This is a genomic window from Mesorhizobium sp. B2-1-1 (assembly GCF_006442975.2).
In the GTDB taxonomy this organism is placed as follows: domain Bacteria; phylum Pseudomonadota; class Alphaproteobacteria; order Rhizobiales; family Rhizobiaceae; genus Mesorhizobium.
Genome location: NZ_CP083954.1, coordinates 1,361,288 through 1,387,043 on the forward strand (window position 1 = coordinate 1,361,288; position 25,756 = coordinate 1,387,043).

Genomic DNA, 25,756 nt, shown 5'->3' on the forward strand with positions numbered 1-25,756 from the left:
CGTGCCGCGGCGCTCCCCGAGCGCGTCCAGCGCTCCCTTCGGCTCCCGCCGCATGTCGGCCGGGGGCTTTTTTAACCGGTTGGTACGGTCTATCCCTTCGAAACCACCTGGTCGGCAATGGCGGAAAGCACGCTGCGCACATCCAGCGTGCTGAACGGTTTCTCCAGGATCTGCGGACGCTGCAAGGGCGGCAGCGCCTCGATTTCGGCCTTGGCGCCGATCAGGTCGCCAGTGACCAGCACGAAACGCCGCGCCAGTTCCGGTCTTTCGGCAAGCAACTCTCGATAGATGGTCATGCCGCTTGTTCCAGGCATGCGCAGGTCCGAAAAGACGATGTCGGGCGGCATGTGGCCAGCCAATATGGCTGTGGCCGTGTCCCAGAGGGGCGCGATCCGTGACTTGATGCCCATCAGTTCGAGTATGTCGGAGAGCGAACCGGCGACGTCGGGCTCGTCATCGATGATCAAGGCGTGGCGCAGCCCGCTCGATCGCGGCTGGCCCTCGCCGGCGATGGCGACGCCGGCTACAATGGCCGGCAGCTGGACGACGAAACGGGCGCCACTTGGCAGCACTTCCTCGAACCAGACATTGCCATTGTGCCGCTCGATGATCGATTTCGAGATCGACAGGCCGATGCCGGTTCCGACGCCGACCGGCTTGGTGGTGAAATAGGATTCGAAGATGCGGGACCGGATCGCTTCCGGTACGCCAGGCCCATTGTCCTCGACCGAGAAACCGGGATCGCCGCGCTCGCTGCGGAAGGTCCGCACCTTGATCAGCCGGTCGCCGCCTATGCCTGCCAGCGCATGCTGGCTGTTGATGAGGAAATTGGCGGCCACCTGGGTGACGTGATCGGCGTCGGCCATGGCCAGCAACGGGCCAGGCGCGAAATCGGTGTCGATGATGATCCCGCTCGAGCGCGCGCCGTAGGCGGTCACCTCGAGCGCCGCGCGGATCACCTGGTTGAGGTCCGTCTCGGCCCGCTCGGTCGGATGCAGCCGGACCATCGACAGGAAACTCTTGACGATACGGCCGCAGCGCTCGGCGGCGGCGCGAACTTTCTCGGCGCGAACCTTGGTCTGCGGATCGGAGGCGAATTCGTGCAGCAGCGTCGACTGGGCGACAACCACGGCCAGCGGGTTGTTGAGCTCATGCGAGACGCCCGCAAGCAGCGAACCCATCGCCGCCATCTTCTCGTTCTGGTGCAACTTCTCGCGCTGCCGATTGATCTCCTCCTCGGCGCGCAGCTTGTCGCGCAGGTCGCGGATGGAGCCGAAGATCAGGCGGCGGTCGGCGACCCGCATCTCGGTCGCCGTCAGTTCGATGGGGAAAATCTCGCCGGCGGCGTTCTGGGTCACCGTCTCGAGCCGCTGTCCGACCATTGGCGCGCCGCGGCCGGACATGTATTCGGCCCCCGACGCATAGCCCTTACGGTAATAGATCGGCACGATGGTGTCGAGCAGGTCCTTGCCGAGGATATCGCTGCGCAGGAAGCCGAACATCTTCTCGGCGGCCGGATTGAATTCGACGATCGAGCCGGTCTCGTCGATGACGAGGATGGCATCGAGCGAGGCTTGCAGCATGGTGCGGCGGATGACCTCGCTGGCGTGGGCGTCGGAGGGCGAGCGTTCGATCGCGTCGCCGATGGCCAGCGCGATGATATGCAGCGTCGCTTCTTCCTCATCGGTCCATTCGCGCTCCTCGATACAGTCATTGACCGCCAGCGTCCCCCACAGGTGGCCATGCGCGAATACGGACACCGACAGGAACGACTTAATGCTCTGTTTCTCGAAGTCGGCTCTCAGGAAGCCCTCGAGGTCGCGCGTATGGCCGGCGAAAATCTTGCCCTGCCGTTCATCCTCCTGCAGCCGTTCCAGCAGCGGATCGGCGTTGATGATCGACTGCACGATCACCGTCGGCGAGGCCAGCTCGCCACCGACCACGGGATCGATCCAGTAGGCGGCCACCGACTGGGCAAATCCCTGGCCGGGCAGTTCGCGCAGGCGGAACAGGATGCCGCGCTGGCAGTCCATTGCGCGGCAAAGCGTTTCCAGTATGGCTTCCATCTCGCGCTGCCAGTCGCCGGCCTCGCGCAGCCGCCGCACCACGCGCACGGCCGCCATCGCCGCGCCTTGCCGGCCGTCTTGCATGTCCGTGCCTGCTGCTTCAGCGGTCATTTTCAGCCATTGTTGCGGTGCCAAGCGGATTTCATGCGCCGCGTTTCAAATCCTTGTTTTTATGCCTTGTCCCAAATCCAAGAGCGTTTTTGGGCGACAAGTATTGCGACGGGTCCGTCCACAGACCAGCACAGGCGCGGGAGCAATCCCCGCGCCCACTTAGTGGCCGTCGCCGGCCGGCAGCGAGAAGATATAGCCTTCGCCGCGCACCGTACGCAGGAATTTCGGGCTGGCCGGATCCGTTTCTATCTTCTTGCGCAGGCGCATGATGCGAATGTCGACCGCGCGCGAGGATTCCGGATCTTCGGTGAGGCCGATCGCTTCGGAAATGGCAGCACGTGTCAGCAGCCGGTTGGCGCGGGTCAGGAAAACCTCCAGCACGTCGAACTCGCTCTTGGCCATGTCGATCACCGCGCCGTTGGCGCCGGTGACCAGCCTGCCGTCGAGATCAGCCTGGAAGGAGCCGAAAGCGACGGAGCGGCGGGGATCGCTCGCCTTTTGGCCGTGCATCGGCGCGTGCTGCGGAACCCGGCGCAGCACGCTGCGGACCCTGGCCAGCACCTCGCGCAGCTCGTAGGGTTTGACGATGTAGTCGTCGGCGCCGAGCTCAAGTCCGACGATGCGATCAAGCGCGGTGCCGGCGGCGGTGGCATAGATGATGCCGATCGGCAGTCTCGAGCGCAACCAGCGGCCGAGCGATAGCCCATCCTCACCCGGCATGGCGATGTCGAGGATGGCGAGGTGGAATGATTGCGTTTCGACCAGGCTGCGCGCGGCGGCCGCGGTTTCGGCAGTCGCCACGTCATAGCCGGCGGCGCCGAGATATTCGGCGACCGCCTCTCTTAGATCGGGCTCATCCTCGACAATTAAAATTCTTGCCCGCACGATGCGCTCGCTCCCACTTTCGGTGGAAAGTAGATTGGGTATAAACATGATGTCCAGCACTCATATCGGGTTGCCAGGAAATGGTTGGAAAACATGGCTGCACGCGCCGTTATCGGGCTTATCTGCGTCGCCGACGTGGTGGCGACCGAACTCGCCGATCACCTTGAGCGGCGAGGCCACGACGTGCGTCAGGCGCGCCAGCCCTGGGAAGCGGAATCTATGCTGGCGGGAAAGGGCGTCGACGTCGTCGTCGTCGGTGACAGCCTCAGCCAGGCGGAGGGACGTGATCTGCTCAGGCGTTATGGCAGCCAAGGCGGGGGCGGTGAAGGCGGACCGGATTTCATCCTGATCTGCCGGCCGTGCGACCTCGTCGACAAGGTGCTGGCGCTCGAGCTCGGTGCGGCCGACGTCATCGAAAGTCCGCTCAATGTCAGGGAACTCGCCGCCCGTGTCGGCGGCCTGCTGACGCGGCGGGGCAGGGCCGCCCAGGAACTGATCGTGTTGGAGAACGCGACCGTCGATTTGAGGTCGGCCATCGTCATGCACCGCTCGGGCACGGAGGAGCAGCTTTCGCCCGGCCAGGTGGCGCTGCTTCGGCTGTTCCTGGCCAGTCCCCGCAAGGTGCTGACGCGCGACGACATAATCGCGGCGGCGCCGGCCGAGAATGTCGACGCTTTCGACCGCTCGATCGATTCGCGCATCGTGCGGCTGCGCCGCAAGCTCGATACGGAAGCTATCATCACCATACGCGGCGCCGGCTACCGTTTCGATCCGCCGGCGCAATTCGCCGATTGACGGCTGGGCGCTCACGCAATTCCTCTGGTTGAGCATCGGATTTCCAAACCGGTTTTCACCTCGGGCCCGATTGCCCTGCGCTCAGCGCACCACCAGTAGCGATGGCCCCGGCGGCATGTCGCTGCCTGCCACGAACTCGCCTGCATGCGCGCGCTCTTTCAAGAGCACGGTGGCGAGCCCGGCAAAGCCGAGCAGGCCCTGTGCGTAGAGCAGTGCCGAAAGCACCGAAGCTGCAAGTTTCGTTTTCATTGCGTCAATCCCCAGTAAATCATGTTGCGGCAGCTTGTTTTCCGAAGACCAACGCCCGTCTTGGGTGGGCGCGTGACGCCTCGGCATACTTCAGGAACTCCCGAAGTGCCCGCGCCGTCTACGGAGCCCCCCGTCACGGCGCGGGCCTTCGGTCCTCTCAGCAGCAAGTTGCCGGAGGGGCCGCGCAATGCCAGCAGCTGAAGGCCAACCCGCCAGTGGGCCTTGAGCCGGACGATGCGCAGGCTGGAACAATCCAGACCGTGGCACAAAACAGAACGGTATGCAGGGTTGAGATCTCACTCGAACTCATCGCCGCGAGGCAGGCCATGGAACCGTCGGCAACCGTGCCGGCGCCGCTAGTGGCTGCTGCTGCGATGCTGATCCCGAGAAACCAGGACCGCATGTTCGTTTTCGTTCCCGTGGTCGTTGCCGTCTGCTTTCGTTACGTCAACTCTGCCGGCGGCCTGTATCCGCTTCATGCCGCCGAAAATGCGCTTTGTTGCAGATTCTGTTTCGAAATAGGGCTCCAACCTTTCAAGTTTGGCCAATCCGAACTTTCGTTTCGGGCTGGATACCTATGTGCCTACTCCTGTCCAGGGTGACAGCGTCAATGTCCGCCATTTGGGAACTTTGGCCCGTTAACCAGAGGAAACATATTCGAAACACAAACGAGCATTTCACGAAATCTCTCCGAAACATGATGCATCGATAAGCCGCTCATCGAATTTGGGGCCGGCCAGCCCGGCAGAGAGAGGGACATCATGCATACTGCTATTTCCGCCAAGCTCATCAACATCACCGCCGCCGCTGCCCTGACGGCTGCGGCGCTTCTGTTCGGCGCCGGCACGGGTACCGCGCATGCCGCCAACAAGATCGTGGCGCGCGTCTCGCTTTCGCAACAGGTCATGGAAGTCTCGGTCGACGGCCGCCCGGCCTTCGCCTGGAAGGTTTCCACCGGCGACAGGGCGCATGTGACGCCGACCGGCTCGTTTAAGCCGACGCGCATGCATGAAATGTGGTATTCGAAGAAGTACGACAACGCGCCGATGCCGCATTCGGTGTTCTTCAGCGGCGGCTATGCGGTGCACGCCACCTATGCCATCAAGCGGCTTGGCCGGCCGGCCTCGCATGGTTGCGTGCGGCTGCATCCCGACAATGCCGCCGATTTCTACCAGCTCGTCGAAACCTTCGGGCCGGCCAACACCAGCATCGTCATCGTCAAGTAGCTGGCTGGCAACGGATCGGCACAGCAGCCATATCCGTTCAGGGCTCCCGCCGGAACATTTTCCCGCGGTAAATCGAGCACAGCCAAAGAAAGAGGCCGGGACGTTTCGGCCTCTTTTCTTTGTTAGTTTTTGTTAGTTCGGCAATGCCGTTTCCATCAGCTCGGCAATGCCGGCATCAATTTGGGATCCGGCTTCTCGGCCAGCTGGGGCAAGTCCTTGCTGGCAATGAAGGTATAGAACATGGGCACGACGAAGAGCGTGAACATGGTGCCTACCAGGATGCCGGTGAAAATGACCAGGCCCATCGAATAGCGGGCCGCGGCGCCGGCGCCGCTGGACGTGATCAGCGGCACCACGCCAAGCGCCATCGCCGCCGTCGTCATCAGGATAGGCCGCAGCCGCACCTTGGCCGAAGCGATGATGGCGTCGCGTCGCCGCATACCGTGGATCTCGCGCTGCTGGTTGGCGAACTCGACCAGCAGGATGCCGTGCTTGGTGATCAGGCCGATCAGCGTGATCAGTCCGACCTGCGTGTAGATGTTGAGTGTGCCGAGGCCCAGATTGAGCGGCACGATGGCGCCGAAGATCGACAGCGGCACCGCCATCATGATGATCAGCGGATCACGGAAGCTTTCGAACTGCGCCGCCAGCACCAGATAGATGACGATGACGGCCGCCCCGAAGGCGATCAGGATCGTGTTGCCCTGTTCCTTCTCCTGCCTGGACTGGCCCGAATAGTCGATGAAGAAGGTGTCGGGCAGGCTCTCCCTGGCTATGTCCTCGAGGACTTTCAATCCATCGCCCGTGGTGACGCCGGGCAGCGGCAGCGCCGAGATCGTCGACGAATTCAGCTGGTTGAACTGCTCGATCGCGGCCGGCGACGCATTGGTCGAGATCTTCACCACCGCCGACAGCGGCACCATCTCGCCCGTTACGCTGCGCACGAAGTACTCGCCGAGTTTTTCGGGATTGTCGCGGAATTCTTTCGGCACCTGCGGGATGATGTCGTAGCTGTTGGAGTCGCGGTCGAACTGCGCCACTTCGGCGCCGCCGACCAGCAGCGTCAGCGTCCGGCCGATATCGGCGATCGGCAGGTTCAGCGCCGCGGCGCGGTCGCGATCGATGGTCACCGTCACCTGCGGCGCGTCATAGGCCATCGAATTCTGCACGACGATGAAGCGGCCGGAGGCCTGTGCCTTGTTCTTGATCTTCTCGGCCACGTCGTACACTTCCGAGGAGTCGCCGGTCGATCGCACCACCAGGGCGATGGGCAGGCCGCCGCCGGAGCCCGGCAGCGTCGGTGGCGCAAAGACGAAGGCCTGGACGCCCGCCACCTTGGCGAGACGGGCTGTGATGTCGGCCTGCAGCTCCTTCGAGTTGCGCTTGCGCTCCGCCCAGTCCTTGAAGGCGAAACCGACGAACGCACTGTTCGTCGTGCCGCCGAACGCGACGGCCGAGAACTGCGCCCGCGTTTCGGGAATATCCTTCACCAGACCGAGCATCTGGTTGACGTAAGTCTCGGTGTAATCGGATGTCGCATAACGCGGCGCCGTTACAAGCGAGAGCAGGAAGCCCTGGTCTTCTTCCGGCGCCAGTTCGGTTGAGGTCTTGGTGAACATGAAGCCGGTCACCCCGACAAGCGCCAGCACGATGATCAGCGTCAGCGGGCGATAGTTGAGCGACCCGGTGACGGCCCGCTCATAGACGTGCTCGACCCGCGCGAAAGTGCCGTCGACAATGCGCTGGAAACGGCCTGGCGTGCCGGACTTCAGCAGGCGCGCCGACATCATTGGCGTGATGGTGATGGCGATCACGCCCGACAGCACCACCGAGCCGGCGAGCGTGACGGCGAATTCGCGGAACAGCGCGCCGGTCAGGCCGCCGGTGAAGGCCAATGGTGCGAACACCGCGGCCAGCGTCATGGTCATGGCGACGATGGCGGTGGCGATCTCGCGCATGCCGTTGAAGGCCGCCTGCATCGGCGACATGTGGTCCTCTTCCATGTGGCGGTGGATATTCTCCACCACCACGATGGCGTCGTCGACGACGAGGCCGATCGCCAGAACCATGGCGAGCAGCGACAGAAGATTGATCGAATAGCCCACCGCGAACAACAGGAAGCAGACGCCGATCAGCGACAGCGGGATGGTGACGATGGGCATCATCACCGAACGGAAAGAGCCAAGGAACAAAAGGATGACGACGACGACGATGGCAACGGCCTCGCCGATGGTCTTGAACACTTCGTCGATCGAGGCGCTGATCTGCCCGGTCGCGTCGTAGACGATCTCGATCGTCATGCCTTTCGGCAACGTCTCCTGGATTTGAGGCACCAGCTTGGTGAGCGCCGCCGCCGTGGTCAGGGGATTGGCAGCCGGGGTCGGGAAGATGGCGAGGAAGGTGCCTGGCTTGCCGTTGAAGGAAACCCTGGTGTCGGTATTCTCGGCGCCCAGTTCGACGCGGGCGACATCGCGCAGCCGCACCACATTGCCGTCGGTCGAGCGCAGCGGCAGTTCGGCGAAGGCTTCCGGCGTCTGGAGCGTCGAGCGCACGGTGATCGAGGAGACGACATATTCGTTCTCGGTGTTGCCGGGCGCCGACAGGAAGTTGGAGTTGTTGATCGCCGTCAGCACTTCCGATGCGGTCACACCGCGCGCGGCGAGCCTGACCGGATCGATCCAGACCCGCATCGAGTATTCCTGGGCACCGAAGATCTGCACGTCGGCGACGCCTTCGACCGTCGACATGCGGGGCCTGATGACGCGTTCGATATACTCGGTCAGCTGCTCCTTGGTCATGTTCGGGTTCTGCATCGAGATGTACATCATCGCGAATTGCTGGCCCGTGCCCTTGACGATGACGGGATCCTTGGAGGCGTCCGGCAAGGTGCCGCGCACGCCCTGGACCTTGGACAGCACTTCGGTCAGCGCGACGTCCGGGTTGGAGCCGAGCTTCATCTGCACAGTCACGGTGCTGGAGGACGGTCGGCTCGACGACGTGACGTAATCGATGTTCTCGGTCGAGGCGACGGCGCGCGCGATCGGAGCGGAAATGAAGCCCTGGATCAGGTCGGCGCTGGCGCCCGGATAGGCCGTCGTGATGGTGATCGCGGTTTCGTCAACCTTCGGATACTGGCGGATCGACAGGCTGAATATGCCCTGGAAACCCAGGAGCAGGATCATGCATGCAAGGACCGTGGAGAGGACGGGCCGGCGAATGAAGAGATCGGAAACGCTCATTGCTGGTCGGCCTGCTTGTTCGCCGATTTGGTTGGGTCGATGGTGTTGTCGACGTTGACGGACATGCCGTTGAAGAGGCGATTCTGACCTGCCGTGACAACCTCATCGCCCGCCTTGAGGCCTTCGACGATCTCGACCATGCCCTCGTTGCGGCGGCCGGGCTTGACGAATACCTGCGACAGGACCAGGGCAGGCTGCTCGCCCCCCGCGGCCGGCTTGGCCTGATCGGCGGCGGCCTTGTCCGCTGGTTTTGCCGCATCGGCGGCAGGCTTCGCGGCTTCGGCCGGTTTGGCATCGGCCGCGGGCTTGGCGTCCGCCGGCTTGTCGGTCGCCGCCGCGGCGGGGTTTGTCTCCGGCTTGGTCGGCTGCGCCTCGGCGGGCTTTGCCGGGTGCACCACGAATATGTAGTCGCCATAGAGGCTGGTGGTCAGCGCCGTCTGCGGCAGCGCCAGCACATTCTGCTCCTCGGGCAGTTCGACACGCACTTGCACGAACTGGCCGGGGGTCAGCTTGCCTTCGGGATTGGCGACTTCCGCCCGGATGTTCACCAGCCGGCTGGACGGGTCGATCTTGGGATCGATACCGCGAATGGTTCCGGCAAAAGGCATGTCGCCGCCGCTGAGGCCCAGCCGAACCGTCTGCCCGATCTTGAGCAGCGGCAGTTGCTGTTCGGGAACCGTGAAGTCGACCCGCATCGTGTCGAGATCCTGCAGCGTCACCACGGCGGTGCCGGGCGCCAGATATTGGCCTAGATCGATCTTGGGGATGCCGACGGTTCCAGCAAAGGGCGCCGTCAGCTGCTTCTGGTCGAGCACTGCCTGAAGCCTGTTGACCTGGGATGCCGAGGCGGACGCGGCCGCACGTGCGGTGTCCAAGGTCGAGTCCGAGCCGACACCGCGCTTGGTCAGTTCGAGTGCACGGGTCAGCGATGTCTGATCGAGCGCCGCCTGCGCCTTCTGTGCCGCGAGATCGGCACGCTCTACGGCGTCGTCGAGCTGCAGCAGCACCGCATTGGCCGCCACTTTCTCGTTGGCATGGAAGGGGATCTCCTTGACGATGCCGGCGGTCTCAACCGTCAGGTCGACACCGCGCACGGCGCGGACCGTGCCGATCGCCTCGATGCCCGGCGTCCAGTTCGACGGCTTGACGATGGTTGTCGACACGGTTGCCGCTGGCGGCTTCATCGTGGCGAAATATTGCTTGATGCCGTTGTCACGCAGGAAATTGAACCCGACGATGCCGCCGACCACGATGACGAGCACGGCCAACACAAGAATGATGATAACGAAACGGAGTATGCGCTTGAACAAGGAAGTCCCCTCAGTCGAAATCCGGCGCGAAGCGCGGATATCGGGACACATATCGACTGCGGGCCCCGATTTCAAATGACCGCGGTCTTACTGTACCGTCTGGACGGTCTTGTCAATTGGGCCTAAGCTTGCGATGGGAGGCGCCATGAAAGCCCAACGAACGAACTCGCGCGAGAGGATTCTCGCTGCGGCGGCGGACGTCGCACGGGAATCCGGTCCCGGTAGCCTGTCCCTGGATGCCGTCGCCAGCCGCGCCGGCGTATCAAAGGGCGGACTGCTCTACAATTTCCCGACCAAGGCCAAATTGATGCAGGGCCTGGTCGAAGGCTATCTGCGCGAATTCGAGCAGGCGCTAGAGACCGCCAGCAGCAACGACAATGGCGCAAATCCGCTCGCCGTCTACATCAGGCTTTCGGCCAAGGATTGCGAGGACAAGCAGCCATCGGCGTCGTGGATATTTTCGGCGATTGCCGAGGATCCGGACTTCATGTCGCCGATAAAGACGTTCAAGCGACAACTCTTCCAACGACTGAAGAGCGAGACGCCGGATCTCAAGTCGCTGCTGGTCTGCTATCTCGCCATCGAGGGCCTGCGCAGCATGAACCTGTTCGACGCGGACGTGCTTTCCCCAGACGAGCGGCAATTGCTGGTGTCGTCGCTGCTGGAAATCGCCGGGTCGCCCGATGTTGGCCCTGCCCGGGCCAAGCGACCCTGACGGACCATCAGGGCGGTTCGGTTTCCAGGCAATTCCGGAGGAAAAACCGCGCTCGCGCCGGTGATCGGCGCGTCGTCGAGGTACATCGAGTGGACATAGTCGCCATGCTGGCCTTGTAGCGCACCGGAATGACGTGACCGGTCTCGGTGTAGTCGCCGAAGCCGGTCGAGTCGGGCATGCGCGGATATATGGCTGTGGCATCGTCATGTTGCGGCGCACAAGACCGCGCCCTATCTTTCGTGTTCCCTCCCACCATATCGAGATCACCCATGGGTTCCCTGTCTTCGAAGAATGCGCTCGTCACCGGCTCGACCAGCGGCATCGGCCTGGCCATCGCCCGCGCCTTCGCCGCCGAAGGCGCCAATCTCACCATCAACGGCCTGGGCGAGGCCACGGCGATCGAGCAGGAGCGCGCCGGCATCGAGAAGGATTTCGGCGTCAAATGCCGCTACTCCGATTCCAACATGATGGACGGCGCGGCGGTCAGCGCCATGGTGCATGAGGCGGAAGAGGCGTTCGGCAGCCTCGACATCCTGGTCAACAACGCCGGCATCCAGCATGTCGCGCCGATCGAGGAATTCCCGGACGACAAATGGGAAGCGATCATCCGCATCAACCTCGTGTCGGCCTTCTACGCGATAAAAGCGGCGCTGCCTGGCATGAAGAGCCGCAAATGGGGCCGCATCATCAACACGGCTTCCGCTCATGCGCTCGTCGCCTCGCCGTTCAAATCCGCCTATGTCTCGGCCAAGCACGGCATATCAGGCCTGACCAAGACGGTGGCGCTGGAAGTCGCGCAGGACGGCATCACCGTCAACGCGATCGCGCCCGGCTATGTCTGGACGCCGCTGGTCGAGAAGCAGATTCCCGACACCATGAAGGCGCGCGGCATGACCGAGGAACAGGTCAAGCGCGATGTGCTTCTGGCCGCACAGCCGACAAAGGAATTCGTCGCCGTCGAGGACCTTGCCGCCCTGGCGCTGTTCCTGTGCTCGGATTCAGCCAGGCAGATCACCGGCACGACCTTGCCGATGGACGGCGGCTGGACGGCACAGTAAAGCCCAGGCGAGGCGTTCTGTTCCCGGCTGATGCCGCAGGCGCCGGCAAGCGGTTGCAAGAGGCACCGGACCGGTCGGTCCTCCTGTTTATGCACCACCCGCCGTTCGGCATCCACATGCCGGTGCTCGACGAGGTCACGCTAACCGACGCCGATGCCCTTCAAGAGCTATTCCAACGCCATGGCAGTGTCCGTCACATCTTCGCCGGACGTGTCCACCGGCTGATCGCCGGCAAATGGCGCGGCATTCCGGTCAGCACCATCATCCATTTCCACGATTTTCCGGTTGGCTAGCACTTAAGCAGGGGGCGCCCCTTCTCTCGCCATCAAGCGCGCTCACGGTTGAAGTTTTTCCGGGCCCGAATGCGTCGAACCGTCGCGAGCGTTTGGTTGTCGGATTTGCCGGTTTTCCCACCTTGCTCGTGATGCTGGAAAGGGTACAAAAGTGCTACGAATCTGGACATTAGTCTTGACAGAAATACAGATGTTCAATACCCGTCAGGTGATTGAATAGCAGCATTACGGGAGGAATGAGCGGTATGGCTTCCAATGTTTCGTTGACGGGCCTTGCCCGTGATCTCGAGGTGCGGGCCAAGTCGGGCAAGCCAATCCGCATCGGCTTGATCGGTTCGGGCGAGATGGGAACCGACATCGTCACCCGCGTCGCCCATATGTCCGGCATCGAGATCGGCGCCATTTCCGAGCTGAACCTGCCCGCCGCCAGCAAGGCCGTGGATATCGCCTTCCAGGAAACCGGGCATGCGCGCGAAGTGTCGAACGCCTCGGCGATGACGGCCGCCATGGAGGCCGGCAAGGTGGCGGTCACCAACGACGCCAGCCTGGTCATCAACAATGACCTGATCGACGTCGTCATCGACGCCACCGGCGTTCCCGCCGTCGGCGCCGAGATCGGCTTGCGCGCCATGGAGCACGGCAAGCACCTGGTGATGATGAATGTCGAGGCCGACGTCACCATCGGCGCCTATCTCAAGAGCGAGGCCGACCGGCTCGGCGTCACCTATTCGCTGGGCGCCGGCGACGAGCCGTCTTCCTGCATGGAGCTTATCGAATTCGTCTCGGCGATGGGCCATCCGATCGTCGCCGCCGGCAAGGGCAAGAACAATCCGCTCAACATCGACGCCACGCCGCCCGACTATGAAGAGGAAGCCAAGCGCCGGCACATGAATGTGCGTATGCTGGTCGAGTTCGTCGACGGCTCCAAGACCATGGTCGAGATGGCGGCGATCGCCAACGCCACCGGGCTGGTGCCCGACAAGGCCGGCATGCATGGTCCGGCGGCGACGCTCGGCGAATTGTCCAAGGTGCTGGTGCCGCAGAAGGACGGCGGCGTGCTGTCGAAGGTCGGCGTCGTCGACTATTCGATCGGCAAGGGTGTCGCGCCCGGCGTGTTCGTCGTCGCCGACATGTCGCATCCGCGCATTTCGGAGCGCATGGAAGATTTGAAGATGGGCAAGGGCCCGTACTTCACCTTCCATCGGCCCTACCATTTGACCTCGCTCGAAGTGCCCCTGACCTGCGCCCGCGTCGTGCTCTACGGCAAGGCCGACATGGTGCCGCTGGCAAAGCCGGTGGCCGAAGTCGCAGCCGTGGCCAAGAAGGACATGAAGCCGGGCGAGAAGCTCGATGCGATCGGCGAATATTGCTACCGCGCCTGGATCATGACGGCGCCGGAAGCACATGCCGCCAGGGCCATTCCCTGCGGTCTGCTGCAAGGCGGTTCGGTGACGGCGCCGATCAAGAAGGGCGAGCTCATCACCTACGCCAATGCCGCCCCGGCTCCCGGCTCCAAGATAGCCGAACTGCGCGCGCGCCAGGACAAGCTCGTCTACGGAACCGTGGAGGTGTGATCATGGCCGCAGCCAGCAAAGCCGTCGCGGACAGCCGCGCCAACCTGCCCTTCGTCTATCGCCAGTACAGCGCCGAGCAGCTCAGACAGGTGCTCTACAAGATGTACCTCATCCGCCGCTTCGAAGAGGGCGCGGAGGAGAGCTACACGCGCGGCCTCATCCACGGCACCATGCATCTGTCGATCGGGCAGGAAGCCAGCGCCATGGGCATCTGCATGCCGCTCGGCGAGGATGACCAGATCACCTCGACGCATCGCGGCCACGGCCACTGCATCGCCAAGGGCGCCGAGGTCAAGCGCATGTTCGCCGAGTTCTTCGGCAAGACCACCGGCTACTGCAAGGGACGCGGCGGCTCGATGCACATCGCCGACGTGGCCAAGGGCAATCTGGGCGCCAATGGTATCGTCGGCGGCGGCATTCCGATCGCCGTCGGGGCGGCGCTCTCCTCCAAGATGATGAAGACCGGCAAGGTCGTGGTCTCCTTCTTCGGCGACGGCGCCAACAATGAGGGCGCTTTCCACGAGGCGCTGAACATGGCGGCGATCTGGAAGCTGCCGGTGATTTTCGTGTGCGAGAACAATGGCTACGGCATGTCGACGTCGACGGCCCGCTCGACCGCGGTCAAGAACATCGCCGAGCGCGCCGCCGCCTATTCGATGCCCGGCGTCATCGTCAACGGCAACATTTTTTCGGAGGTCGCCGAGGCGTCCTACAAGGCCGTCGAGCGCGCACGCGCGGGCGAGGGGCCGACGCTGATCGAGTCCAAGACCTACCGCCATCGCGGCCATTCCAAGAGCGACCGCAACCGCTATCGCACCAAGGAGGAGATCGAGGACTGGATGTCGAACCGCGATCCGATCACCCTGTTCGAAAGCGAGCTGCGCGACTTCGGGTTCATTGACGACAAGGGCATCGAGGCGATCCGCGAAGCGGTGGCCAAGGAAATCGCCGACGGCATCGAGTTCGCCAAGGCGAGCCCGTCGCCTGATGTCAGCGAGACCGGAAATTATGTCTATACGGAGCAGGCGTGATGGACGCGATGGTGCGTGAACTGAGCTACGCCCAGGCGATCCAGGAAGCCATGGCGATCGCCATGGACATGGACGAACGCGTCTTCCTGATGGGCGAGGATATCGGCGTCTATGGCGGCGCCTTCCAGGTGACCGGCGATCTGGTCGAGCGCTACGGCGCGGACCGGGTGATGGATACGCCGATCTCGGAACTGGGCGGCGCGGGTGTCGCGGTGGGTGCGGCGCTTACCGGGATGCGGCCGATCTTCGAGTTCCAGTTCTCCGACTTTGCCACGCTCGCCATGGAGCAGATCGTCAACCAGGCGGCCAAGATGCGCTTCATGCTGGGCGGTGAGGTTTCCGTTCCCGTGGTGATGCGCTTTCCCGCCGGTTCCGGCACCGGTGCCGCCGCGCAGCACAGCCAGAGCCTCGAGGCCTGGCTCGGCCATGTGCCGGGCCTGAAGGTCATCCAGCCGGCGACGCCGCACGATGCCAAGGGCATGCTTTTGGCTGCCGTCGCCGATCCCGACCCGGTGATGATCTTCGAACACAAGCTGCTCTACAAGATGAAGGGCCCGGTTCCGGAAGGCTACTACACGGTGCCGATCGGCAAGGCCGACATCCGCCGCGAGGGGCGCGATCTCACCATCGTCGCCACCTCGATCATGGTGCAGAAGGCGCTCGACGCCGCGGCCGCGCTGGAAACGGAAGGCATCGGCGTCGAAGTCGTCGACCTCAGGACGATCCGGCCGATGGACAAGCAGACCGTCATCGACAGCGTCAAGAAGACGTCGCGGCTGATGTGCGTCTACGAAGCGGTCAAGACGCTGGGCATCGGCGCCGAGGTCAGCGCCATGATCGCCGAGAGCGAGGCGTTCGACTATCTCGACGCGCCGATCGTGCGGCTGGGCGGCGCGGAGACGCCGATCCCGTACAATCCGGAGCTGGAGAAGGCGACGGTGCCGCAGGTTCCCGGCATCATCACCGCCGCCCGCGACCTCGTGAGAGGGGTTCGCTGAGACATGCCGACCGAAGTCATTCTTCCCAAGGTCGACATGGACATGGCGACCGGACAGATCTCGCGCTGGTTCGCCGAGGAAGGCGCCCGGGTCAAGAAGGGCGACGTGCTGTTCGAGATCGAGACCGACAAGGCGGCGATGGAAATCGACGCGCCGGCCAGCGGCATCCTGCGCGATGTCTCCGGCAAGGAAGGCGTCGATATCCCCGTCGGCGCGCCGGTTGCGTGGATCTATGCCGATGATGAAAGCTACGGGGCCAAGCAGGACAAGGCGCCAATCTCCCCCCTTGAGGGGGAGATGTCGACGAAGTCGACAGAGGGGGTTGCCTCAGAAGGCACCGCCCTCGCGCTGAGCCCGGTCGAACCGACCCCACCCGACCGGCCTTCGGCCGGCCACCCTCCCCTCGAGGGGGAGGGAAAAACCCGCGCTACACCCTTGGCGCGTCGATTGGCTCGTGAAGCAGGACTGAATCTCTCCGGCATATCAGGCACAGGCCCACATGGCCGCGTCGTGAAGGCGGATATCGATGCGGTACTCTCCTCCCCCCTCGAGGGGGAGGTGTCCGCGAAGCGGACGGAGGGGGTCGTCTCAGGAGGCACCGCTTTTGCGCCGAGCCCCGTCGAAGCGACCCCAGCCGACCGGCCTGCGGCCGGCCACTCTCCCCTCAAGGGGGAGGGGGACGTGCTGCGCCTGTTCGAGGAAGGCTCCTATGAACTCGTCCCGCATGACAATATGCGCAAGACCATCGCGCGCCGGCTGGTCGAGGCCAAGACCACCATCCCGCATTTCTACCTGACGCTCGATTGCGAGCTCGATGCGCTGCTTTCGCTGCGCACGCAGCTCAATGCGGCCGCACCGGTAAAGAAGACCGACAAGGGCGAGGCGCCCGCCTACAAGCTCTCGGTCAACGACATGGTGATCAAGGCGATGGCCATGGCCTTGAAGGCGGTGCCGGATGCCAATGCCTCGTGGACCGAAAGCGCCATGGTCAAGCACAGGCATGCCGATGTCGGCGTCGCCGTCTCGATCCCCGGCGGCCTGATCACGCCGATCATTCGCAAGGCGGACGAAAAGACGCTGTCGGTGATCTCCAACGAGATGAAGGACCTGGCCAGCCGCGCGCGCAGTCGCAAGCTGAAGCCGGAAGAGTATCAAGGCGGCACCACGGCGGTGTCGAACCTTGGCATGTTCGGCATCAAAGATTTCGCCGCCGTCATCAACCCGCCGCATGCGACGATCCTGGCGGTGGGTGCCGGCGAGGAGCGGGCGATGGTCAAGAACGGCGAGATCAGAATCGCCACCGTGATGTCGGTGACGCTGTCGACCGACCATCGCGCCGTGGACGGAGCACTTGGCGCCGAACTGCTGGTCGCCTTCAAGAAGCTGATCGAGAACCCGATGGGCATGCTGGTGTAGGTCACGTTGACGTGAGCCGGCGTCGAATGATGCGCCGGCTCACCACAGAATCGACTTGTCAGGCGCGAACCCTTCGCCCATGTTTCAGGTGGACTGTGATCAAGGGAGGTCCGCATGCCCGCATTCGATCCATCCGACGTCAAGACCCTGTTCGGCAAGGTGATGGGCGCGTCTCCGTCCGACATCAAGCTGGTGGCGCAGCGCCTGCACGATCACGCTTTCGAGCCGCGCATGTCGGCGGACGAAACCAAGCAACTCGTCGCCAGTCTCGGCTATGAGAGCCTGGATGCGTTCTGCGCCGACATCGGCTTGCCTGCGCATATCGCGGAGCGCTGGGGCCGCTTCGGCGTTTCCGGCGAGATGAAGCAGGTGTTCACGCTGCTGGCGGCCCAGCGCAGGCGGGTGGCCGAGGCGATCGCCGAATTCGAATCCATGACCCATGTCGGCGTCGAGGATTTCTTGCGCGAACGCGGCCTGATCTAAGCGGCACTGGAAGCAGCGTCAGCCAGCCTTTGCCAGCAGCGCCGTCGCCGTATCGCTGTCGGTGATCAGCACATTGGTGCTGACGGCCTTCAGCGCGGCGAGGATCGCGGCCACCTTGCGTTTTCCGCCGGCGGCCAGCACGACATTCGGCACCTGGCCGACGACATCGAGGTCGATGGCCATGACGCGGCCGTTGACTTCGTGGTCGACCAGCCTGCCTGAGGCATCGACGAAATAGCACAGCATGTTGGCGACCGCGCCCTTCGCTTTCAGCGACGCGATGAGCGACGACGGCACGATGCCGTGGCGGAAGATGGTCGCGTCCGGCGACATGTCGCCGACGGTAAGCAGCGCGATATCGGCGGCGGCAGCGCGCTGCCGCACGTCCTGCAGCGCCGGCTGCGCCCAGAGCAGGTCACGCAGCGAGGGGTTGTCGACCGTCACCGGCGCAGTGATCTGGTAGCTGTCGACCTCGAAGACATCGGCGACCTTGGCGGCGACGATCGACGGATTGATCCATTGCGAATGCGGCAGGCTGCCGACGAGCGCCACGACCGAGGCGTGCTTCAGCTGCCGGCGGGCGAGAAAGCCCAAACTTGCATGCAGGGTCGCGCCGCCGCCGATTGCCAGCGTCATGCCGTCCTGCATCTGCTCGCCGAGATAGGCCGCCACGGCGTGGCCGATCGCCTTCTCCAGGTGCTCTTGCGCCGAAGGCGTCGGGATGACGACGGCGGCATCGAGGCCCCAGCGCTTCTCGAGTGCACGTTCGAGCGCCACCTGTTCGGCGGTCGGCGCGTTGATCATGGTGACGACGATGCCCTCGGCCGTGCACGCGGCCAGCGTGCGCATGACCTTAACCCTGGAGACATCGAGCTTCTCGGCGATCTGCTCCTGCGTGAAGCCCTCCACATAATAGAGCCACGCCGTCTTGACGTTGAGATCCGACGACACCATCGGCAATCCGGAGCGGGCCGGTCTCGGTTTTTCCACGGGCATCGCTTTTCGTCCTCATGAGCCTTGGCCTGGGCCCCGCATCGCCTCTTCGGAGAAAGGCCGGCCGCGTGTCAACTGGCACCGGATGTCCGGCGTGTCGATTGTTGCACAGTTTTGTTCATTTGTAATTGACATCGAACATATGAACATATTTTGTATATCTCACGCGCTGTGTCATCCACCAGTCATATGCGCCGTGCAGGGAGGAAGAGACAGGGAACCGGCCGGGGCCGGACCAGTCGTGCACAGACAGGACAGGAGGTCTTATGAAGACGCTATTCATCAAGCTGCTGGGCAGCCAGCTGGCGCTCGCGGCAACTTTGTTTGCCGGCATGGCAAGTGCCGAAACGTTGACGCTCTACACATCCCAGCCGGAAGCCGACGCGGCCAAGACCGTGGAGGCCTTCAAGAAGGCGCAGCCCGGCATCGACGTGGCAATCTATCGTTCCGGTACCAGCGACATCCTCACAAAGATGGCGGCCGAATTCGCCGCCGGCAGCCCGCAGGCCGACGTGCTGTTGATCGCCGATGCGGTCTCGATGGAGTTGCTGAAGAAGGATGGCCGGCTGCTGCCTTATCCCGAGGCAAAGCTCGACGGCATCGAGCCGGATGCTTACGACGCCGACAAGACCTATTTCGGCAGCAAGCTGATCACCACCGGCATCGTCTACAACACCGCGGCTGCGCAAAAACCCGAGCATTGGGCCGATCTCGCCAAGCCGGCCTATGCCGATGGTCTCGTCATGCCGAGCCCGCTCTATTCAGGTGCCGCCGCCTACCTGCTTTCGGGTTTCGCCAGCGATGCCGATTACGGCTGGGATTTCTTCCAGAAGCTGAAGGCCAACAACACCGTCAGCGTGCGCGGCAATGGCGCGGTGCTGAAGTCCGTGGCATCAGGCGAGAAGCCCTATGGCATCCTCGTCGACTTCATGGCGATGAACGCCAAGAAGAAGGGCTCGCCGGTGGAATTCGTGTTCCCCTCGGAAGGCGTTCCGGCCGTGACCGAACCGGTCGCGATCATGAAGACGGCCAAGAATGTCGACGGCGCCAAGAAGTTCGTCGACTTCATTCTTTCGGACGAAGGCCAGAAGCTGGCGCTTTCCATGGGCTACCTGCCGGCACGGGCCTCGGTCGGCCGGCCCGAATGGCTGCCGGAAGGCGTCAAGGTCAAGGTAATGTCGTTCGACACCAAGGCAATCGTCGCCAAGACCGACGCCGACAAGGCGAAGTTCTCGGAACTGTTCGGCGGCTGACAAGGCTCGGCGATCCGGGCGGGATGCCGCTTTGGCGGCATCCCCACTGCGCGCTGGTCGAATTTCAGGAAAGCAACCATGCCATCAACGATCAGGGAAAGCCGGGGCCAGGAAATAGTCCTGACGGCGGCGGTAGCCGTCGTCATCGTGCTGCTCTCCCTGCTGCCGATGCTGCGCCTCATCAAGGAGATCGTGGCACCCGGCGGCATGGTGTCGACGATGGCGCTGGAGGCCGGACTGAGAAGTCCGGCGACCTGGATCGCCACCTGGCACACGCTTGTCGTCGGCATAGGCGGCACGGTGCTTGCCGTGCTGTCGGGAACGCTGGTGGCGGTGCTCATCACGCTGACCGACATACGCGGCCGAAGCGCGCTGGTGCTCTGCTACGTCATGCCGCTGATGATCGCGCCGCAGGTCACGGCGCTTGCCTGGCTGCAACTGTTCGGACCGGCCAGCCCGTTCCTCAAGCTGTTCGGCGCCGCACCGCCGCTGGGCACCAAGAACCCGCTCTATTCCACGTCGGGCATCATCCTGCTGCTCGGCGTGCAGTATGGCCCGCTGGTGTTCCTGCTGGTGCGCGCCGGCCTGCGCAAGCTGCCGCGCGAACTGGTCGAGGCGGCGCGAGCCGGCGGCGCGAGCTGGTTCACCGTGCTCGTCACCATCGTGCTACCCCTGATGACACCGTCGATCATGGCGGCAGCGGCACTGGCCTTCGTGTCCTGCGTCGGCAATTTCGGCATTCCCGCCTTTCTCGGCATTCCCGCCAATTACTTGGTGCTGCCGACCTTGATCTATCAAAAACTGGCCGGCGGCGGGCCGGCCGTGCTCGGCGAGACGGCGTTCCTGTCGGTGCTGATCGGCATCATCGCCATGGCCGGCATTATCGCCCAGGAGGTCATGAGCCGGCGCCGCGACTACCGCATCAGCTCCACCTCGCTGCCCGCCGAGCCCTACGAGCTTGGCCGCTGGCGTCCGGTCGTCCAGGCCGGCATGTGGCTGCTGGTCGTACTGGTGTTGTTCCTGCCGCTGTTCGGGCTGGTGCTGACGTCGCTGGTTCCCGGCTACGGCATCGCGCTCAGCGCCAAGACGGCGACGCTCGACAACTACCGCTTCGTGCTGTTCGAGCACGCTGCCGCCAGCCGCGCCTTCTTCAACAGCTTCTGGCTGTCTATCGCCGCCGCCTTCTTCGCGGTCCTCGTCGCCGTGCCGATCGGCTATCTCATTGCCTGGGGCAAGCAGCGCTGGGTGCGGCTGCTCAATCTTTCGGTCGAACTGCCCTATGCCTTGCCCGGCGTGGTGCTGGCGATCGCCTCGCTGCTGCTGTTCCTGCGGCCGATCCCGCTGACCGGCATACAGCTTTACAACACGGTCTGGATCATTCTCTACGCCTATCTCGCCCGCTTCCTGGTGCTGGCCTTGCGGCCGACGATCAGCGGCTATCACCAGATCGACCGGACGCTGGAGGAGGCTGCACAAGTGGCGGGCGCGGGCCTGTTCACGCGCATGCGCACCATCGTCTTTCCTTTGGTGGCGCCGGCGGCGATCGCCGGTGGCCTGCTGATCTTCATGACGGCGCTCAGCGAGCTCACGGTCTCGGCGCTGCTGTGGTCGTCGGGTTCCGAGACAATCGGCGTGGTGATGTTCTCGTTCGAACAGGGCGGCGATTCCAACTACGCGGCGGCGATGTCCGTCATCACGGTCGCGGTCACCTTCGTGCTGATGCTGGTGACCAACCTGCTTGCCCCTCATCTTCCGAGTGGAGTTCTGCCATGGCGCGATTGACCCTGGACCATGTGACCAAGAGCTTCGCCGAGTTCGATGCGGTCAAGGACGTTTCGATCGATGTCGGCGACGGCGAATTCCTTGCCGTGCTCGGGCCTTCCGGCTGCGGCAAGACGACGTTGCTGCGGCTTGTCGCCGGCTTCGAGAAGGTGACGTCGGGCGAAATCCGCGTCGGCAGCGAGGTCGTGTCGGGTGCAGGCGGCAGCGTTCCACCAGAGAAGCGGCGGGTCGGCATCGTCTTCCAGAACTACGCATTGTGGCCGCACATGACGGTCGCCGAGAACATCGGCTATTCGCTCAAGGTTGCAAAGCTGGACAAGGCGGTCGCCCGCCAGAAGGTTGCCGACGCGCTGGCCCTGGTCAATCTACAGGGGTTAGGAGACCGTAGGCCGGCCAACCTCTCCGGCGGCCAGCGCCAGCGCGTGGCCCTGGCGCGCTGCCTGGTCGCCGCGCCCTCGCTGGTATTGTTCGACGAGCCACTCGCCAATCTCGACGTGCATCTCAGGGCCTCGATGGAGGACGAGTTCGCCGCCTTTCACAAGCGCACCGGCACGACCATCGTCTACATCACCCACGATCAGGCCGAGGCCATGGCGCTGGCCGATCGCATCGCGGTGATGGATCACGGTCGCCTGGTCCAGCTCGCGACGCCGCGCGAGCTCCATCATGAGCCGGCGAATGAAATGGTGGCCTCCTTCATTTCACAGGGCATTCTGCTTCCGGCCGACGTGCTGAACGCCGAGGAAGCCGGTCATTGCAAGGTCCGGGTTCTCGGAACCGAGCTGGTCGTCCGCTGCCGGGCAGGCGAGCGGCCGCGCGCCGGCGCAAGGATCTGCTGCCGGTCGGCCGATCTCGACGTCTCGCCGGACGGCCCCGGCTTCGATGGCCTCGTCAAGCGGGTGATCTACCAGGGTGGCTCGGCGCGCATCGAATTTACGCCTTCCGCAGGACCTGATCTTACCTTGCATTTCGAGCAGCCCGACCCGGTCGTGCTGGAGAGCGGAGCCCAGGCGCGCCTGCGCATTAAGTCCGGCTGGGTAATCCCGGCGGAGGCGGCGTCGTGATGAAGCTGGACCTGGCCGGCGGCTTCGGCGAAAAGGGCCGCACCAGCGTTGCCGTCCGCAGCGGAAACGATCGCATCCTGCTCGATATCGGCATCAAGGTCGGGGCCACAGGGGCGGAGTACTATCCGGCACTTGACGGGTCGATCGCCGACATCGACGCGTTGTTTGTCTCGCATGCGCACGAGGATCACGTCGGTGCTCTGAGCTGGCTTTTGTCGCGCGGCTATGCCGGTCCGATTTTCATGACGGCCGAAACCCGCGCCGAGGCTCCGGCCACGCTCGCCGGCTATGCCGATCCCGGGGATCTCAAGCGATTTCCCTTTCCGGAAGATCGCATCGAGATTTTCGAACCCGGCGATTTGCTGAAGAGCGGCAATCTCACGGTCAGGACGGGGAGGTCGGGACATGTCGTCGGCGGCGTCTGGTTTGCCGTCGACGATGGCAAGAGCCGCGTCGTCTATTCGGCCGACGTGGTGCCGGACAGCAATGTCTTCGTGATGGACGCGATCCCCGAATGCGATCTTCTCGTTCTCGACGCGTCCTATGGCGCCGATCCCGTGCCGGGTGCGGCGCGCGCCGAGGCCATTTCGGGCTGGGTGGCGCGCCATTCGAACGGATGCCTTCTGCCGACGCCGCTGTCGGGGCGGTCGCTGGAATTGATCGCGGCCTTGCCGGGACCCTTCGCCATCCACGCCGGCATGCGTGCTTCGCTCGAAGCGCAGATCGCCGCCACTTCAGCGCTGCTTCCTGGCGTATCCGAGATGCTGCGCTTGCGGCTGGGTAGTGCCGCAGACTGGACCGACGCCGACCCGCTGCCCTCGCTGCCCTTGCTGGCCGATGACGGCATGGGCGAGGCTGGGCCTTCGTCCCGCCTGCTGCCGCGCGCCGACCGGGCCGGCTTTCCGGTTCTGCTGACCGGGCATCTGCCGTCCGGCTCCCCCGGCGATCTGCTGCACAAGGCCGGCCGGGCGGACTGGGTGCGCATGCCCACCCACCCGACCCTGTCGGGCAATGTCGGTATCTGGGAGAAGGCAGGGCGCCCGGAGACACTCGGTCATTCCTGCGCGAGCGAACTCCTCGACGACCTGAAAGCCCATATTCCATCGCTGCGCCCGCAATGCCGCACCGGCCAGAACATCACGGTGCGCCGAGGAAACGAGACATGAGACTCCTGATCTGCAACGATGACGGCATCGAGGCGCCGGGCCTTGCCCGGCTGGTCAAGGCGGCCGGCAGCCTGAGCGACGATTTGTGGGTGGTGGCACCCGACGGCAAGCGCACCGCCGCGGGCGCATCGCTGACGATCGCGCGGCCGTTGATCATGCGGCGCGTCAAGCCCGGCTGGTATTCGTGTTCCGGCACTCCGGCCGACTGCGTGGTGAGTGCGATGGCCTGGCTGTTCGCGGATGGCCAAAAGCCCGACCTGGTTCTGGCGGGCGTCAATGACGGGCGCAACGTCGCCGAGGACCTTGCCTATTCCGGGACGCTGGGCATTGCGCGCGAGGCGACATTCTGGGGTATTCCGGCGATCGGCTTTTCCCGGGTGAAGAATCCGGACTTCAGCGGTGTCGACGACGAGTGGCTCGGCGCGTTGATCGCCTCGCTCTGGCGGTCGCGTGAAGAGTGGGCGGCGGATGGCCATTGGCTCAGCATCAACCTGCCGGCTTCGCTGCCGGCCGGGATCCGGCAGCCGCGCATCGGCCGCGACAAGATCGGCCGCAAGGCTGAAATCCTGGAGAGCGACGGCGATCGCACCGTCATCACAGTCCCGCGCGGGCGCGCTCACGCAAGTGAGCCGGGCGACGAGAACGAGGCGATCGATGCCGGCTTCGTCAGCATCAACCGGCTGAACTGGTTTGGCGAAACGCCGCTGGACGGACAGTTTCTGGACGAGATCCAGCACCAGCGGCAAGGCTAGTCACTCGTCACAGAACAGGGTCGTTGCGAATATTCAGGACGGCACGGTCGCTCGACCAGCCGTGCCAACGCCTCGACGGGCGGCGCGGCGGCGCGGATCATCCAGATCACCGAACTGTGCAGCGGTTAAATTGCATCAATCCAAAGCCTATGCTTGAAGCCGCCGCTATTTCATTCCACATCGGTCAGCATGAAGGACGAGGCACGAGAGCGGCGTCGGGATCTGTTGTGGGCGCTGCCCGCATCGCTGATCCTGCATACGCTCCTCGCAGCGCTGGTGTTCTACAACCTGCCGAGGCCAGGCCAAGAGCCGCAGCAGGACCAGCCGGTAAATGTCGCGCTCGTGCCTCCGCCCGATCAGCCAAAACCGAAAGCTGCTCCCGCACCGCCAGAGAAGCCGCCGGAAACGAAGCCTGAAGAACCGCCCGAAAAGCAGTCGCGCAAGACGCCGCCGATCGAGACCTTGAGACCTGTCTTTCAGTTCGGCGACAAGGACGCCGGCCCCAGGAAATCCCTGGACGGAGCCAGCGCTCAAGACAGTTCGCCAGCGCCTGCCAAGGAGGAGACGTCCAAGCCGCCCGTGACGCCTGAGCCTGCGGAGACCAAGTCTGGCGCGCCGGCGGCCACCGAAAAGCCGGCAGAGTTGCCCGAGACCGGCGAGAAGCCGGCAACCGCCGCGAAGGATGCCGAGTCCCTGAAGGATGCTGAGGAGGCGGAAACCCCCGACGCCGACAACCAAACGGCTGCGGCAGCGCCGTTGGCCGCCGATGATGGCGATACTGAGGTCGAGCTTCCGATATCGGCTGAAAAGCCGACGCCAAAACCCGCAAATGCGCCGAAGCCCGGCTCTTCAAAAGTTTCGAAGTCCTCCAACGGGAGCGCGGGAAGCCCAACTTCCCCTGATGTCGCCAGTGCCGCGTCGCGTCGCTATTCCGGGCTTCCGGGCGTTCGCAAGCTCTATTCGCAAGACGCTACCGGCGATGCGCTGGCCACGACCTCGATGGGCGGCGTGCCGCGCGCCCAGCGTGGTGCCAAACTTTGCGCCAGCGCATTGCAGCAGCAATTGCTGGACGCCTCATATTTCCCCGACTTGATCCCAAGCGTGCCGCTGAAGGCCGGCAATATTCTCAACGCCCCGGATGTCGCTTTTCGCGCAACGGGCACGTGGTACCATCTGGGCTTCCGCTGCGAGGTCGACAGCGATGTGACCAGGGTTTTGTCGTTCGGCCTACGTGTCGGATCTGTAATCCCGTCCGACGAATGGGTTCGGCTTGGACTACCCACTCGCTAGAACAAGC

General features: G+C 64.0%; 23 protein-coding genes and 1 pseudogene. 16 read left to right on the forward strand and 8 right to left on the reverse strand.

Features of this window, described 5'->3' with window-relative positions; all coding sequences use genetic code 11:
- Positions 1 to 89: 89 nt before the first annotated feature.
- Positions 90 to 2,177, reverse strand: a complete 2,088-nt coding sequence (locus tag FJ972_RS06650) for a sensor histidine kinase (RefSeq protein ID WP_181173494.1) — start codon at positions 2,175 to 2,177, stop codon at positions 90 to 92.
- 159 nt (positions 2,178 to 2,336) lie between these two features.
- On the reverse strand, positions 2,337 to 3,110 hold the full coding sequence (locus tag FJ972_RS06655; protein WP_181167426.1) for a response regulator: 774 nt from the start codon (positions 3,108 to 3,110) through the stop codon (positions 2,337 to 2,339).
- A gap of 45 nt (positions 3,111 to 3,155) precedes the next feature.
- Here FJ972_RS06655 and FJ972_RS06660 point away from each other — a divergent pair, with 45 nt between their 5' ends.
- On the forward strand, positions 3,156 to 3,857 hold the full coding sequence (locus FJ972_RS06660; RefSeq protein ID WP_140500617.1) for a response regulator transcription factor: 702 nt from the start codon (positions 3,156 to 3,158) through the stop codon (positions 3,855 to 3,857).
- Positions 3,858 to 3,938: 81 nt separating this feature from the next.
- On the opposite strand, the gene FJ972_RS06665 is transcribed toward FJ972_RS06660, so the two are convergent.
- On the reverse strand, positions 3,939 to 4,106 hold the full coding sequence (locus FJ972_RS06665) for a hypothetical protein (RefSeq protein ID WP_140500618.1): 168 nt from the start codon (positions 4,104 to 4,106) through the stop codon (positions 3,939 to 3,941).
- 356 nt (positions 4,107 to 4,462) lie between these two features.
- Entirely contained in the window at positions 4,463 to 4,654 is a 192-nt protein-coding gene (locus tag FJ972_RS06670; protein WP_181165414.1) for a hypothetical protein, read from the reverse strand.
- A gap of 213 nt (positions 4,655 to 4,867) precedes the next feature.
- On the opposite strand from FJ972_RS06670, the gene FJ972_RS06675 reads away from it, so the two are divergent.
- Positions 4,868 to 5,332, forward strand: a complete 465-nt coding sequence (locus FJ972_RS06675) for a L,D-transpeptidase (RefSeq protein ID WP_140525489.1) — start codon at positions 4,868 to 4,870, stop codon at positions 5,330 to 5,332.
- Positions 5,333 to 5,487: 155 nt separating this feature from the next.
- On the opposite strand, the gene FJ972_RS06680 is transcribed toward FJ972_RS06675, so the two are convergent.
- On the reverse strand, positions 5,488 to 8,571 hold the full coding sequence (locus FJ972_RS06680; protein WP_140525490.1) for an efflux RND transporter permease subunit: 3,084 nt from the start codon (positions 8,569 to 8,571) through the stop codon (positions 5,488 to 5,490).
- Complete coding sequence (locus FJ972_RS06685) at positions 8,568 to 9,881, reverse strand: efflux RND transporter periplasmic adaptor subunit (protein ID WP_140525491.1); 1,314 nt, start codon at positions 9,879 to 9,881, stop codon at positions 8,568 to 8,570. The genes FJ972_RS06680 and FJ972_RS06685 overlap by 4 nt, the downstream gene beginning before the upstream one ends.
- Positions 9,882 to 10,026: 145 nt before the next feature.
- Between FJ972_RS06685 and FJ972_RS06690 the strand changes: the two genes are divergently transcribed.
- The gene (locus FJ972_RS06690) at positions 10,027 to 10,596 is read left to right on the forward strand and encodes a TetR/AcrR family transcriptional regulator (protein ID WP_140517913.1); all 570 of its coding nucleotides are present in this window, start codon (positions 10,027 to 10,029) and stop codon (positions 10,594 to 10,596) included.
- Positions 10,597 to 10,625: 29 nt separating this feature from the next.
- Here FJ972_RS06690 and FJ972_RS06695 read toward each other — a convergent pair.
- A pseudogene (locus FJ972_RS06695) lies at positions 10,626 to 10,777 on the reverse strand (acetoacetate decarboxylase family protein); the annotation flags it as partial.
- A gap of 88 nt (positions 10,778 to 10,865) precedes the next feature.
- Between FJ972_RS06695 and FJ972_RS06700 the strand changes: the two are divergent.
- The 7 genes from FJ972_RS06700 (at position 10,866) to FJ972_RS06730 (ending at position 17,449) form a co-directional block, all read left to right on the forward strand.
- Positions 10,866 to 11,654, forward strand: a complete 789-nt coding sequence (locus FJ972_RS06700) for a 3-hydroxybutyrate dehydrogenase (protein WP_140525492.1) — start codon at positions 10,866 to 10,868, stop codon at positions 11,652 to 11,654.
- A 116-nt stretch (positions 11,655 to 11,770) separates the two neighbouring features.
- A complete protein-coding gene (locus tag FJ972_RS06705) occupies positions 11,771 to 11,947 on the forward strand; it encodes a hypothetical protein (protein ID WP_224619737.1) in 177 nt (58 codons plus the stop codon).
- A gap of 245 nt (positions 11,948 to 12,192) precedes the next feature.
- Positions 12,193 to 13,521, forward strand: coding sequence for an NAD(P)H-dependent oxidoreductase (locus tag FJ972_RS06710; RefSeq protein ID WP_140525493.1), 1,329 nt, complete (start codon positions 12,193 to 12,195; stop codon positions 13,519 to 13,521).
- Positions 13,522 to 13,523: 2 nt separating this feature from the next.
- Positions 13,524 to 14,552, forward strand: a complete 1,029-nt coding sequence (locus FJ972_RS06715; RefSeq protein ID WP_140500625.1) for a thiamine pyrophosphate-dependent dehydrogenase E1 component subunit alpha — start codon at positions 13,524 to 13,526, stop codon at positions 14,550 to 14,552.
- Positions 14,552 to 15,550, forward strand: coding sequence for an alpha-ketoacid dehydrogenase subunit beta (locus FJ972_RS06720; RefSeq protein WP_140525494.1), 999 nt, complete (start codon positions 14,552 to 14,554; stop codon positions 15,548 to 15,550). Before FJ972_RS06715 ends, FJ972_RS06720 begins: the two co-directional genes overlap by 1 nt.
- A 3-nt stretch (positions 15,551 to 15,553) precedes the next feature.
- On the forward strand, positions 15,554 to 16,966 hold the full coding sequence (locus FJ972_RS06725; protein WP_140525495.1) for a pyruvate dehydrogenase complex dihydrolipoamide acetyltransferase: 1,413 nt from the start codon (positions 15,554 to 15,556) through the stop codon (positions 16,964 to 16,966).
- A gap of 114 nt (positions 16,967 to 17,080) precedes the next feature.
- The gene (locus tag FJ972_RS06730; RefSeq protein ID WP_140500628.1) at positions 17,081 to 17,449 is read left to right on the forward strand and encodes a hypothetical protein; all 369 of its coding nucleotides are present in this window, start codon (positions 17,081 to 17,083) and stop codon (positions 17,447 to 17,449) included.
- 18 nt (positions 17,450 to 17,467) lie between these two features.
- Here FJ972_RS06730 and FJ972_RS06735 read toward each other — a convergent pair whose 3' ends face one another.
- On the reverse strand, positions 17,468 to 18,445 hold the full coding sequence (locus tag FJ972_RS06735) for a sugar-binding transcriptional regulator (RefSeq protein ID WP_140525496.1): 978 nt from the start codon (positions 18,443 to 18,445) through the stop codon (positions 17,468 to 17,470).
- A 263-nt stretch (positions 18,446 to 18,708) separates the two neighbouring features.
- Here FJ972_RS06735 and FJ972_RS06740 point away from each other — a divergent pair, with 263 nt between their 5' ends.
- The 6 genes from FJ972_RS06740 (at position 18,709) to FJ972_RS30235 (ending at position 25,749) form a co-directional block, all read left to right on the forward strand.
- The gene (locus FJ972_RS06740) at positions 18,709 to 19,695 is read left to right on the forward strand and encodes an ABC transporter substrate-binding protein (RefSeq protein WP_140525497.1); all 987 of its coding nucleotides are present in this window, start codon (positions 18,709 to 18,711) and stop codon (positions 19,693 to 19,695) included.
- A gap of 78 nt (positions 19,696 to 19,773) precedes the next feature.
- Entirely contained in the window at positions 19,774 to 21,477 is a 1,704-nt protein-coding gene (locus FJ972_RS06745) for an ABC transporter permease (RefSeq protein WP_140525498.1), read from the forward strand.
- Positions 21,465 to 22,541: an ABC transporter ATP-binding protein gene (locus FJ972_RS06750; RefSeq protein WP_140525499.1), complete on the forward strand. Its 1,077-nt coding sequence runs from the start codon at positions 21,465 to 21,467 to the stop codon at positions 22,539 to 22,541. Before FJ972_RS06745 ends, FJ972_RS06750 begins: the two co-directional genes overlap by 13 nt.
- Positions 22,541 to 23,707, forward strand: a complete 1,167-nt coding sequence (locus tag FJ972_RS06755; protein ID WP_140650663.1) for an MBL fold metallo-hydrolase — start codon at positions 22,541 to 22,543, stop codon at positions 23,705 to 23,707. The genes FJ972_RS06750 and FJ972_RS06755 overlap by 1 nt, the downstream gene beginning before the upstream one ends.
- Complete coding sequence (locus tag FJ972_RS06760; RefSeq protein ID WP_140525805.1) at positions 23,704 to 24,459, forward strand: 5'/3'-nucleotidase SurE; 756 nt, start codon at positions 23,704 to 23,706, stop codon at positions 24,457 to 24,459. Before FJ972_RS06755 ends, FJ972_RS06760 begins: the two co-directional genes overlap by 4 nt.
- A gap of 642 nt (positions 24,460 to 25,101) precedes the next feature.
- Positions 25,102 to 25,749: a DUF930 domain-containing protein gene (locus FJ972_RS30235; protein WP_319023024.1), complete on the forward strand. Its 648-nt coding sequence runs from the start codon at positions 25,102 to 25,104 to the stop codon at positions 25,747 to 25,749.
- Positions 25,750 to 25,756 lie beyond the last annotated feature (7 nt).